Below are 12,683 nucleotides of genomic sequence, written 5' to 3' on the forward strand. Positions count from 1 at the left end.
TTAAGCTAGATATTTGTTATATTGCAATGGCGTTGTTAAAATGTAAATATACTTATTCTTTTAAAGGGAGTAATCATCATGACACAAGCGAACCCTACACCATACGATTTAATTGGAGAGGCGCTTTTATATAAATTAATTGATGTCTTCTATGAAAATGTGAGTCACCATCCAGAGTTAAAGCCGATTTTTCCTGAAGATTTAACTGAAACAGTCCGTCGGCAAAAACAATTCATGACTCAATATCTAGGAGGCCCTTCTCTTTACACAGAGGAGCATGGTCATCCTATGCTAAGGGCCCGGCATCTTCCGTTTGAAATCACACCAAGTCGTGCCGAAGCATGGCTATCCTGTATGAGGCAAGCTATGGATACTGTCGGCCTCGCTGGAGATATTAGAGAGTTTTACTACCATCGTCTTCGGTTGACCGCACAACATATGATAAATACTACAGATCAAGACGAGAAAGGAGAAGAAAATTGAGCGCTCAGAAACCGATTTTCAATATCTCTAATTGGATTAAATCGCAGCATTGCTATGGAATCGGAAAAAAGCCGATTGAAATCTATGTGTTTATTGACCCAATATGTCCTGAATGTTGGGCACTTGAGCCGATTATTAAAAAACTCCATATTGAGTATGGGCAATTATTCAGTATCAAGCATGTTGTAAGTGGAAAGCTATCTTCCCTTCATAATACCAAAACCAAGAATTATGAAAATATAGCGCAAACTTGGGAAAGGACAGCCAGCCGCTCTGGCATGTCGTGTGACGGAAATTTGTGGCTTGAGAATCCAATTTCTTCTCCTTATGCTGCTTCAATTGCTATTAAGGCAGCTGAATTACAAAGCAGAAAGCTATCAGCTCGTTTCATTAGGAGATTGCAAGAGCTGCTGTTTCTTGACAAACAGGACATTTCCAGTCTTGAAGTCCTCACCCAATGTGCACAAGAAGTTGGATTAGATGTAGATGAATTCCTTAATGATATCACTTCTACAAGCGCAGCAAAGGGTTTTCAATGTGATTTAAAGATTACATCTGAGATGGAAGTAAATGAAATTCCTTCCCTCGTTTTCTTCAATGAAAATATCGAAGAAGAAGGAATCAAAGTATCGGGCTTGTATGCATATGAGGTGTATGTAAATATTCTTGAAGAAATGCTTGAAAAACTTCCTACTCCCTCTACTCCACCGTCCCTTGAAGCATTTATACGTTGTTATAAATTTGTTGCAACGAAAGAAATTGAAGTAGTTTATAATATGAATAAACAAGAAGTCGAAAAAGAAATGAAAAAACTTATCCTCAAGCAATTTGTAGAAAAAATCCCTGCTAAATACGGAACCTTTTGGAGATATATCGAAAATGAAAATGAAACATTTGAGTAGAAAAACTCTAATATCTCATTAATACAAAAAACGAAACCTTTTGAAAGTAAATAGATGTGAAGCTAAATATCAAAATCCCTAAAAAAATTTATCTTTAAACGAGAGCCTGTCTTGACAGGCTCCTATTATACAAAAAACCTAGCAAATCGCGAATTTGCTAGGTTTTTTATCTATTTATACGAACAAAGGGGATGGGAGAAATTTTTCACGATCAAACAAAGGGGTATAAGTTTGTTTGTGATTAACTTCACAACTATAATATAACACGATTTAAACTTCTAAGCAATAACTATGTGATTAAATTCACAAGTAATATTTGGTAACCGTCATAAAGTGAAACTTCAATCTGTAGAGGTTTTCTCCATCCCCTACTGATTGTTAGTCCCGTTCTAGAGTCGCTAATATCTCCGCTCCACTTCGATAAATCGACTCTACGAACCCGAATCAATGAATCACAGACTAAGTACGCCGCGTCCTGCGGCAACGTCTGTGTGACCCACATCCTGTGGGCCTCAACTAAACCTCTGCTCACACATCGGTAAGTTTCACTGTATCTCACCAATCGGGCTTTTACTTCAAAAAGTGAGGCGACTGCCCAGCCCCGACAAGCATAAGATGGAATACGGCGTGGCGTAGTTTGCCACAGAGTATTACAGCTTATGACCTCGAGGGGCTAGGAGCCGCAACTAGATTAGGCAGTTATCCCCCACCTACGCTTCTACGAATATTCTAAGCCTTGGTGAGAGTTTTACTGCCCGTTAATGCGGGATAAAATAAGAAAATCCCAACAAATCGCGAATTTGTTGGGATTTTCTATCTATAATATACGAACAAAGGGGATGGGAGAAATTCTTCACGGTCAAACAAAGGGGTATAAGTTTGTTTGTGATTAATTTCACAACTATAATATAACAAGTTTTACGACATTTTTCAACATATTATGACCCTCTTCACAAAATTGTCATATTTTTAGAATTCTGATATATAGTTTAAAGTAAGAATATTCCTGGAGGTAAATAACGTGAAAATTATTTTGTTTTTGTTATTAATTCTAATATCACTTTTTCTGCATTTATTAGCTTTTCTAGACCTCTTCCCTTTATACATCAGTTCTTCGATTCTTTTTCTTTCCCTCTTTATTATTGTCTTTACCATCAGTCAGAAAAATCGATTCAAAGGTTATTAGAAGTACTATTACGTTTTCATAATACAAAACCTGTATATCGTAAATAACGCCACCATTTACCATGAAGAATCAATCCTATAGCACGCTACTCTCATCTCATCCAATGGTGGAGGTGCGGTGGCCACATTTTGGAGTTCTTTCTGTTAAACTTGCCTGTTGATTGGAACGTAAGGCATTCGCTTTCCGCAGGGGTCTCACGCCTACCGCTCAATCAACATAGTGTCAATAACAACAAGCTTTAACATAGCCTAAATAAAAGAAGGATACCTTCTATAGTTTGGCTATTTGAATAAGTCGCGAAGACCCGCCCCATGTCCTAAAAGGATGACTCGTAAGCGGAATACGCCTTAAGTCATCCTCTCTATCTTTAAGCTAATAAAGATTCCAGTTCAATTAGTTTTTCTTCAAACACTTTTAATGCTTCTTGAATAGGTTCTGCTTTTGTCATATCGACGCCTGCTTTTTTCAAAACCTCAATCGGGTAATCCGAGCTTCCTGATTTCAGGAATTCTAGGTAGCGACAGACGGCTGGCTCTCCTTCGGTAAGGATTTGTTTACTTAGAGCTGTTGCCGCACTGATTCCAGTAGCATACTGATACACATAATAATTATAATAGAAATGTGGTATTCTGGCCCATTCAAGACCAATTTCCTCATCGATAATAATGTTTGAACCAAAGTATTTTTTATTCAACTCATAATACTCTTTTGTTAATACTTCAGCCGTTAACGCTTCTCCATCTTGTGCTTTTTTATGGATCGTATGCTCGAATTCAGCAAACATTGTCTGGCGGAAAAGGGTGCCCCGGAATCCTTCCAATTGATGATTTAATAAATAGATCCGCTTTTTCTCATCTTCAATTGTATGAAGAAGATATTCATTCAATAAGTTTTCATTACAAGTTGAAGCAACTTCCGCAACGAATATCGAATAATTTCCATATGGATATGGTTGATGCTTTCTTGTGTAATAACTATGAACGGAATGACCAAATTCATGGGCAAGGGTAAATAAATTATTAACATTATCCTGCCAATTCATTAGTATATAGGGGTTCGTTCCATATGCTCCAGATGAGTATGCGCCGCTACGTTTCCCTTTGTTTTCATGAACATCCACCCAGCGATTTTCAAAACCTTCTTTTAATACGTTAAGATAGTCTTCTCCTAGTGGAGCGAGACCTTTTAGAATATATTCTTTCGCTTCAGCATATGTTACATCCATTTTTACTTCTTTAACAAGCGGTGTGAAAAGGTCGTACATATGAAGTTCGTCTAGGCCAAGTACTTTTTTACGCAAATCAATATAACGGTGAATCAAATGCAGATTCTCATTTACAGTCTGAACAAGATTGTCATATACAGTTTCAGGAATATTATTCTCGCTTAATGCTGCATGGCGAGCAGATTCATAGTTGTGCACAGAAGCATTGAAATTATCGCTCTTAACTTGACCTGCAAGTGTACTAGCAAATGTATTACGAAACTTTCCATATGTCTCATAAACACCTTTAAATGCTTCCTCGCGCACACGCCGATCTTCACTTTCAAGAAAACGAATATAACGGCCATGAGTAATTTCTACATCTTCCCCGTTTTCATCTTTAATCGTTGGAAAAGTGAGATCCGCATTGTTTAGCATCCCGAATGTATTACTTGAAGCATCAAAAATCTCCGAAGCTTGTGCAAGTAATGCTTCCTTCTCTGCTGATAAAATATGTGGTCTTTGTAGGTTAATTTGTTCAAGAGCATGAGCATATAATCTAAGTTCTTCTTTTTCCTGAAGAAAATCGCTAATTTTGCTTTCTTCAATACTAAGAATTTCTGGAACAATATAAGAAAGTGCACTGCTTGCTTCAGCAACTAAACTTTTTATCCGTGAATCCATCCCTTGGTAAAATGAATTGGTTGTATCTTGATCATAACGCATATGTGCATATGTATAGGCTTTCCCTAACTTTTCCCATACTTGATTTTGATATTGTAATACGGCAAAAAGCTTTTCAGCACTTTCGCCAAGGGTGCCTTTATATGCCTCTGCCTTTAATAAGTCTTCTTTCACTTCTTGAAAAGCAGTTTCCCAATCCTCTTCAGTAGCGTAGATATCCTCCAATTTCCATGTATCCTCAACTGCCAATTCACTTCTAGCAGGTAATGCTTTTACTGCATTTTCTTGTCCCATACATCTATTCCTCCAATCTAAATACAACGTAATCCCGATTTATTAACCCAACTAAAAAAACTACGTGGTAACAATATATGATTCTAATTCATATGGTCCAACCTCTATTAATAGAAGTTTCTCGTTACCATATTATTTCTCTATTGCTCGAAAAAATCCTTCTACTTCGATACAAATTAAGAAACAATCGCTCAAACATAGTATCCAGTATTAACGGACACTAACAACTCCATGATAAGATATTATTGAAGAAATATGAAGAAGTTTAACAATGTAAACTGTCCATAAAAGCCCGATTGGTGAGATACGGTGAAACTTACCTTTGTGGTTATCTAAGGTAAGTTTGCACCCACAGGATGTGGTGTACGACTAACCGTTTGCGAAAAGTCAGTCCTGGAAGTCTCACTTTATTCTATTGTACTTTACCTTTTATCATAAAATCATTTCCGAAAGCTTGGAATAGAGATCATTTTCTAATTGCATACATTCAACACTACTAGTAGGTGGAACAAGCTTATTTTTAATGATATATATCCCTTTTCCTCCAAATTCCAAAATCTTAAGTTTAGTCAATAAAGTTAAATAGGCATCCACTGGGAAAAAAGGATTTTCCCCAGGTAGCAAAGGCAGTGTTCTAAGTCGAATCTGCCCTTTAGCCATCCTCTTTTGAAAAGCTTGATAAATTTGACTAAGATAAATACGACTGCCTATTTTCTTATGCTGCAAACAATCCATGAAGACCCATCCTTGCCATTCAACTGGAGATGTTTCAATGATTACCATCCCTTCCACCGGAAGCCCTATTTCGCTCGGTAACCATGCAGGTGACCAACCACTTTTATACAATTCATAAAAAAAAGGATTCGTATGATTTGCTGTTTTTACACTATGAATAGCCCACGCCTTTCTTTTTATTCGCCATTCTTCAATAAAGTGAAATTCCCAAGTTTTATTAACGGAAAAAAGGATATTTGGATGGGTGTTGCTAAGAGGTACAACAGTAAACTGCGAAAAGGTTGTACGTGAGGAGAATGGAGTTAAGGGCTCTAATATGTAAAGCTTATGTTGATCAGGAGAAAACGTTAGGATCATCGGGGAGTGAATCGTATTCACGGTAAATAGCCATTGAAAAGCTGATAATGAATACTGACGAGTCTTTTTACGCTTAATTCGCTTCTCTGCCAATATCCAAATTGGTTTAATTCCAAAATCTTGATAAGATTTTGTACGGGATAGAAATAACTCCTCTGAAATGGGAGAGCATTGAAATTCAATCGCATAGGATTGTTGCTTATAGTGGATGAGGATATCAGGTCGCTTATTTATTTTAGAAAGATATGGTTCCATCTCTGCTTCTATACGATTGTCAACAAACCATTGGAATAGTTGCCGCTTTCCTAAAAGATGATATTCCGTTTCTGGTTCAGAAAAGCCTGTACACGCGGATGTTTTTTTGTGGGCAAAATGCGGAATCTTGATTTGACCAGCCTTAAGGATTAATTCTTCTGCACAGCAAGGACAATAATAATTATTCGCTTGCCATTCAACTAGCCGTTCTTTCGGGATATTTTCAGGAATTGTAATGATATTCCCATTAACATCTCGTGCAGATAACATCTAATTTCCCTCCTTCTTTAAGATTATTCTTCATTAATTCACTAAATCCTCTTTTTTGTGAGGTATTTTCTAAAATTCTTAGACATATTATCATACAAAACTCTTATGGTGTAAAACGGCACCATTTACCATGAAGAATCCGTCCTGTAGCACGCTACACTCGCCTAATCACAATGGTGGATGTGCGGAGTCGGATTTTGAAGTACTTTCTTAATAAGATATGTATATCTGCCAAGTAAATTGGCTAAATTAGTATGCCGCTAAGCCCCGTCCCCATGTCCTGAATACAAAAACGCCGATTTCATAATCTTTCATGAAATCGGCGAATTAGTTATGAGAAATATTTGTGGACTGTTTCAAAAACATGTTCATCCATTACCAGTCTTCCATACTCTTCAAGCATATGGATCGTAATTGAAGATTCTTGACTATATTCAAGTAAAAGACTTAAAACATCATCAATTTCGTCTTCTTCAATTTCCTCTTCCTCAAATTCAATATAGAGAAAATATCTATTCTCATAGGCATATAATTGTGTCTTGAAGTGATCAAGACCACTGCGCTTACTGAGTGAAATGACATCTTCAAAGTCTTTGAACTCCGTAATAAACTCAATGATACCATCCTCAAACTGAATTGGTTCATGGCCATCGTTTCTATATTGTTCATCTAACAAGGATTCAAGCTTATCATCGACATGAAGTTCACTAAATCTTTCATCGGTAATCGGCAGTTCTAGCTTTTGACCATCTTTCGTCAATTGTGCCTTCGTGACTAATATCTCAAGACCCTTTTCCAATGCTTGAACTTGAATCCATAATGGACCTTCAATCATAAACTCTTCTTCTTGATGTACTTCATCCATCATCTCCCAGAAAAGTTCCTCACTTCGTTCTCGACTATACCAAATATCTTCCCTATTAAAGCCGCGATCTTCAATATCTATATAAGAAATGTAAAACTTCACTGTATCTTCATTAATACGTTCGATCTCCACAAAAATCCTCTCCCTTCTGTACATGTTTTGAAGGGATTTACCCCCGAGCAATTAATGCTCTTTCTTTAATCTCTACCCACCATACCCTTTTAAACATCAGGTAGATAAGGAAATATGTTGTCATAATTTATTTTATGATAAAACTCTTCATAATGGAAATAAAATCGCTTAATCAATTAAAAACAAACTATTGCCTAATGTTCCATATATTTTACAAAATCCTCACAGGATATGCAACTGTTAAATAGGAAATATTTTTGGAATAAAGAAACAAAACACTCTCACTGGTCAGCTTCTACTTAGACATTTATTTTAACTTTATTCACAAAATAGATGCATGAAAAACCCTGTCAGTGCTTAGACAGGGTCGATGCTATAAATTAGTTGACCATTCGCTGAGCTTCACGTAGTTGGAACGATCGGACTTTACGTGGTAGGAATCTGCGAATCTCATCTTCGTTATATCCAACCTGTAATCTTTTTTCATCAAGGATAATTGGCCTTCTTAATAGTCCTGGATTATCTTTGATTATTGTATACAATTCTTGAAGTGGAAGAGACTCCACATTTACGTTAAGTTTCTGGAACGTCTTCGATCTTGTCGAAATAATTTCATCTGTACCATCTTCTGTCATACGAAGGATTTCTTTAATCTCTTCAATTGTAAGTGGTTCAGAAAAAATATTTCTTTCTGAAAAAGCAATATCATGCTCCTCAAGCCATGCTTTTGCTTTGCGACAAGAAGTACAGCTAGGTGATGTATATAAAGTTACCATGTTAACACTCACACTCCCTAAGTATAGAATCGACGATCTATGATGGGAAACTTATTATTCACAACAGTTTCAAGTCTAGATTGAAATAACTATAAAATAGTAATTCATATTAATATTATACACTAGAATTAGCAAAAATCATACTCTTTTCACAAAGATTGATCCGCTTTCAAAGTCCAACATTAATTTTACAATCTAATCATTCTTCTTTTAATTGAAAATTTTCACAAGCCATTCTCAATTACTTTTTTTCATATACTATATAAAATACCCAGTTTACTTGCTTATAAACATATTAGTTAGGATCTCTCACTTTTGTATTTCCATTCTTGTTCCTATTATGACTAAAAAACGATCTCATTTTTTGAGATCGTTTTTTGGTTATTGCTTATACATTTGTTGATATTGTTTAAATTCCTTTTCCGAGCAATTCACAAAGTGCCCTGGCCTTACTTCACGCATTTTCACATCATCGGTTTCACTATAATTGTGAATATTCGGGTTGTAAACTATACGTTGTCTCAGACGTTCACTTTCAGGATCTGGAAGTGGGATTGCCGAAAGCAGAGATTGAGTATATGGGTGAATTGGATTGTTATACAAATCATCACTTGGTGCAAGTTCAACTAATTTCCCAAAATACATAACTCCGATTCGATCACTGATGTATTTAACCATGGAGAGATCGTGTGCGATAAAGAGGTATGTTAAACCATGTTCAATTTGTAATTTTTTTAATAGATTCACGACTTGTGCCTGAATGGATACATCCAATGCTGAAATCGGTTCATCCGCAATGATGAATTCCGGTTTCACAGCTAATGCACGGGCTATTCCGATACGTTGACGTTGTCCACCGGAGAATTCATGTGGGTATCGATTGGCATGTTCCCGGTTTAACCCTACTGTTTCAAGCAAACTGTATACTCGTTCAGCTCTCTCTTTTGATGATTTCGCCAAACCATGAATATCAATTCCTTCAGCGATAATATCAATGACCTTCATCCGCGGGTTTAAAGATGCGTATGGATCTTGGAAAATCATTTGCATTTTCCGGTTAAAATCCTTTAATTGATTTTTATTTTTAGACCCATGAACATTTTCGCCATCAAAAATAACTTCGCCATCGGTTGCATCGTATAGGCGAATGATTGTTCGACCAGTCGTTGATTTGCCGCAACCTGATTCACCGACAAGTCCTAATGTTTCACCTTTGTAAATATCGAAAGAAATACCATCAATAGCTTTAACCATATTTGGCTTTCCAACATTGAAGTATTGCTTTAGATTTTTTATTTCCAGTAATTTCTCACGTTCAGCCATCATTGCCCCTCCTGTCCAGCTTGGAATTGTTTCATCCGTTTGACTACAGCTGCTGGCGGATCGACTTTCGGTGCATCAGGGTGCAATAACCAAGTTGCCGCATAATGTGTGTCAGAGACTTTAAACATAGGCGGTTGTTCTTCTAAATCTATTTGCATTGCATATTCATTACGTGGAGCAAATGCGTCACCTACTGGCGGATGCAAAAGATTTGGCGGAGTTCCTGGAATCGCATATAAGGCTTCCTCTGTCGAATCCAAGCTCGGCATTGAGCTAATTAATCCCCATGTATATGGATGTTTTGGATTATAGAAAATTTCGTCTACCGTTCCAATTTCAACAATTTTCCCGGCATACATAACCGCTACCCGATCTGCAACATTGGCAACAACACCAAGGTCATGCGTAATGAAGATAATTGAAGTATCAATTTTCTTCTGCAATTCTTTCATTAATTCAAGAATTTGGGCTTGAATCGTTACATCAAGCGCTGTTGTTGGCTCGTCTGCAATCAAAACCTTTGGATTACATGCAAGAGCAATTGCAATAACGACGCGCTGTCTCATCCCACCAGAAAATTGATGTGGATATTGATCAAAGCGTTGCTCAGGATTCGGAATCCCAACCATGCTCAGCAATTCAAGAGCCCGTTTTTTTGCTTCACTCTTACTAGCATTCTGATGCTTAATAATCGGTTCCATGATTTGCTTACCAACTTTAATTGTCGGGTTTAAAGATGTCATTGGATCTTGGAAGATCAAAGAAATGTCTTTCCCACGAACTTTTTGCATCTTTTTTTCACTTAAATGAGCTAAATCATTCCCATCGAAAAGAATTTCCCCACTCTTTATTTCCGAGTTTTGCGGTGGCAAAAGGCGCATAATCGCTTTTGTTGTTACCGATTTACCTGATCCCGATTCTCCTACTATTGCAAGTGTTTCACCTTTTTTCAACTCAAAATTCACGCCACGAATCGCTTGAACTTCTCCTGAGAAGGTATGAAACGATATATTCAAATCCTTAACTTCTAATATGTTATCCATCTTTTTCACCTACCTATTAATCGCGCATTTTCGGATCCAATGCATCACGGATTCCGTCTGCAATCATGTTAAAGCAAATCATGATGATACTGATAAATACTGCTGGGAAAATCATTAAGTGTGGATACAATCTCAATGTTTTAAATCCATCATCAATTAATGTACCTAATGAAGCTAGTGGAGATTGAAGCCCTAATCCGATGAAACTTAAGAATGCTTCAAAGAATATCGCATTCGGAATCGTAAACATTGTGTTAATAATGATAACACCAGCTAAGTTTGGCAATAAATGTTTGAAAATGATTTTACTATGAGAGTTTCCAAGTGTTCTTGAAGCAAGTACATATTCTTGTTCTTTCAACTTAAGTACTTGAGCTCTAACAACCCGCGCCATTGTTGTCCAGCCTGTAATAGCTAGTGCAATTGTAATCGACATAATCCCTGGTTTGAAAACGAGGATCATTAAAATCACGACAACAAGGTTTGGTATTCCAGAAATGACTTCAATAACACGCTGCATCATACTATCCAGTCTGCCACCAAAGTAACCTGATATTGCTCCATAGGTTACGCCAATTACCATATCAAGCAATGCAGCCAAGAAAGCGATATATAAGGAAATTTGAATTCCTTTTGCCACACGAGTAAATAAATCACGGCCTAAAGAATCTGTCCCGAACCAGAAGTATTCGTCAATATTCTTCTGTTCATAAACATCAACAACCGTTCCATCATTTCGAACAGTAGTCCCATCAAAGGGTAACCAGCTTACATTTTCCAATGCTGGGATTTTGGCAGGCAGATTTGTACGTTTTAAATTTTGGTCATTTGTTCCATGACCGCTAATTAAAGGACCTACAAAGGCAAGAATAATGACTAATAACATGACTACGATACTAACAAGAGCTGCTTTATTCTTTCTTATTCTCAGCCATGAATCTTGCCAGAAATTTAAGCTAGGCTTACCCAGTGCCTCACTTAAGGAAGCATCTAGAATGGCAGGAGCAAACTTATCTTTACTTATTTTCATATCTTCTTTTGCCATTACTTTTTACCCCCTGACAACCTAATACGCGGATCAATAACACCATAAAGAATATCCACTACAAGGATAATGACAACAAACATAAATGAGAATAACAGAGTCGTTCCCATAATAACGGAATAATCATTTACCGTTATAGACTTAACAAATTGTTCCCCGATTCCCGGGATGGCAAATATCTGCTCAATAACGAGAGAACCCGTCATTAGGGACACCGCTAGAGGTCCTAGCACTGTTATTACTGGGATTAACGCATTTCGTAATCCATGTTTAAAGGCCACTTCTAAACTACTTGCCCCCTTCGCTTTCGCAAGGGTAATATAATCCGAACCTAATACATCAATCATTTCTGTTCTCATAAATCGAGCCGTAATGGCGATAGGGAACATTGCTAGAGCTATCGTAGGCATAATGGTATAGTCCCAGCCCTTCCAGAACAAAACTGGTAACCAGCCTAGTTTAACACCGATATAATATTGCATGACTCCTGCAAAGACAAAGTTAGGAATCGATTTACCAAGAACAGCTATGAATGTTGCTCCATAATCGACCCAAGTATTTTGTCTTAAAGCGCTGATTACACCAAGCACAATCCCGATAATCGTACCGAAAAAGATGGCTTGAAATCCTAATTGTAGGGATGGCTGAATGCGTTCAATCAATAATTGTGTTACTGGAACATTATTAAACTGGAACGAAATTCCTAAATCACCTTTGAATAAACCACCTATATATTGTGCGTACTGTACAGCTACAGGCTGATCTAATCCATATTTATCCTTCATGATTTGTAACTGATCAGGTGATAATTTTCCCGCAGCGGAAAAAGGTGTTCCTGGTATCAATTTCATCAAGAAGAAGGTAAGGCTTGCAATAACAAATAAGGTTATTAACATATAGATAAACCTTTTTGTAATATATCTAGCCATTTGCACACCTCCTGCATATTCAAATTTTCTCTATAATTCGACAATTTTTTTAATAGGGAAAAGAGGATGTCCCAGAAGGGTCTTACCTCGCATTTTTCATACTGTTGAAAGGAAAAGAAATATCCTTACATACAAGATAATAGAAGTTGCGGGGTTTGACCCTGGCTTTGAGACAGCCTCTCTTCAGCTTTTAAATCGTT

At 37.0% G+C, this 12,683-nt stretch carries 11 protein-coding genes; 3 read left to right on the top strand and 8 right to left on the bottom strand.

The annotated features are described in order from the left end of the window. Positions 1-78: 78 nt before the first annotated feature. The 3 genes from HNP81_RS02180 (at position 79) to HNP81_RS24890 (ending at position 2,571) form a co-directional block, all read left to right on the top strand. Complete coding sequence (locus HNP81_RS02180) at positions 79-483, top strand: globin domain-containing protein (protein WP_182501408.1); 405 nt, start codon at positions 79-81, stop codon at positions 481-483. Continuing rightward, positions 480-1,385: a ClpXP adapter SpxH family protein gene (locus HNP81_RS02185; RefSeq protein WP_182501409.1), complete on the top strand. Its 906-nt coding sequence runs from the start codon at positions 480-482 to the stop codon at positions 1,383-1,385. The genes HNP81_RS02180 and HNP81_RS02185 overlap by 4 nt, the downstream gene beginning before the upstream one ends. Positions 1,386-2,406: 1,021 nt before the next feature. Further along, entirely contained in the window at positions 2,407-2,571 is a 165-nt protein-coding gene (locus tag HNP81_RS24890) for a hypothetical protein (RefSeq protein WP_512698944.1), read from the top strand. A 367-nt stretch (positions 2,572-2,938) separates the two neighbouring features. Here the strand turns inward: HNP81_RS24890 and pepF are convergent, their stop codons facing one another. The 8 genes from pepF to opp3b all read right to left on the bottom strand — a co-directional run bounded on the left by pepF (position 2,939) and on the right by opp3b (position 12,483). Next, positions 2,939-4,753 (bottom strand): oligoendopeptidase F, encoded by a 1,815-nt coding sequence (gene pepF / locus HNP81_RS02190; protein ID WP_182501410.1) that lies wholly within the window; start codon positions 4,751-4,753, stop codon positions 2,939-2,941. A gap of 432 nt (positions 4,754-5,185) precedes the next feature. Then, positions 5,186-6,370, bottom strand: a complete 1,185-nt coding sequence (locus tag HNP81_RS02195) for a competence protein CoiA (RefSeq protein WP_182501411.1) — start codon at positions 6,368-6,370, stop codon at positions 5,186-5,188. 331 nt (positions 6,371-6,701) lie between these two features. Continuing rightward, entirely contained in the window at positions 6,702-7,367 is a 666-nt protein-coding gene (gene mecA, locus HNP81_RS02200) for an adaptor protein MecA (protein ID WP_182501412.1), read from the bottom strand. Between the two features lie 380 nt (positions 7,368-7,747). Continuing rightward, positions 7,748-8,143, bottom strand: coding sequence for a transcriptional regulator SpxA (spxA, locus tag HNP81_RS02205; RefSeq protein WP_028393136.1), 396 nt, complete (start codon positions 8,141-8,143; stop codon positions 7,748-7,750). Between the two features lie 381 nt (positions 8,144-8,524). Then, a complete protein-coding gene (locus HNP81_RS02210; protein WP_028393137.1) occupies positions 8,525-9,466 on the bottom strand; it encodes an oligopeptide ABC transporter ATP-binding protein OppF in 942 nt (313 codons plus the stop codon). Continuing rightward, positions 9,466-10,509, bottom strand: a complete 1,044-nt coding sequence (locus tag HNP81_RS02215; RefSeq protein ID WP_028393138.1) for an ABC transporter ATP-binding protein — start codon at positions 10,507-10,509, stop codon at positions 9,466-9,468. The genes HNP81_RS02210 and HNP81_RS02215 overlap by 1 nt, the downstream gene beginning before the upstream one ends. 16 nt (positions 10,510-10,525) lie before the next feature. Next, positions 10,526-11,554 (bottom strand): oligopeptide ABC transporter permease, encoded by a 1,029-nt coding sequence (gene opp3C / locus HNP81_RS02220; RefSeq protein ID WP_182501413.1) that lies wholly within the window; start codon positions 11,552-11,554, stop codon positions 10,526-10,528. Then, entirely contained in the window at positions 11,554-12,483 is a 930-nt protein-coding gene (gene opp3b / locus HNP81_RS02225) for an oligopeptide ABC transporter permease (RefSeq protein ID WP_028393140.1), read from the bottom strand. Before opp3b ends, opp3C begins: the two co-directional genes overlap by 1 nt. Between the last annotated feature and the right edge of the window lie 200 nt (positions 12,484-12,683).

Origin of the sequence: Peribacillus huizhouensis (genome assembly GCF_014138605.1) — a bacterium.
In the GTDB taxonomy this organism is placed as follows: Bacteria; Bacillota; Bacilli; order Bacillales; family DSM-1321; genus Peribacillus; species Peribacillus huizhouensis.

Coding starts and splice junctions, on each gene's coding strand:
- HNP81_RS02180 (WP_182501408.1), top strand. CDS start 79: ATGACACAAGCGAACCCTACACCATACGATTTAATTGGAGAGGCGCTT.
- opp3C (WP_182501413.1), bottom strand. CDS start 11,554: ATGGCAAAAGAAGATATGAAAATAAGTAAAGATAAGTTTGCTCCTGCC.
- opp3b (WP_028393140.1), bottom strand. CDS start 12,483: ATGGCTAGATATATTACAAAAAGGTTTATCTATATGTTAATAACCTTA.
- HNP81_RS02210 (WP_028393137.1), bottom strand. CDS start 9,466: ATGGCTGAACGTGAGAAATTACTGGAAATAAAAAATCTAAAGCAATAC.
- spxA (WP_028393136.1), bottom strand. CDS start 8,143: ATGGTAACTTTATATACATCACCTAGCTGTACTTCTTGTCGCAAAGCA.
- HNP81_RS02215 (WP_028393138.1), bottom strand. CDS start 10,509: ATGGATAACATATTAGAAGTTAAGGATTTGAATATATCGTTTCATACC.
- pepF (WP_182501410.1), bottom strand. CDS start 4,753: ATGGGACAAGAAAATGCAGTAAAAGCATTACCTGCTAGAAGTGAATTG.
- HNP81_RS02195 (WP_182501411.1), bottom strand. CDS start 6,370: ATGTTATCTGCACGAGATGTTAATGGGAATATCATTACAATTCCTGAA.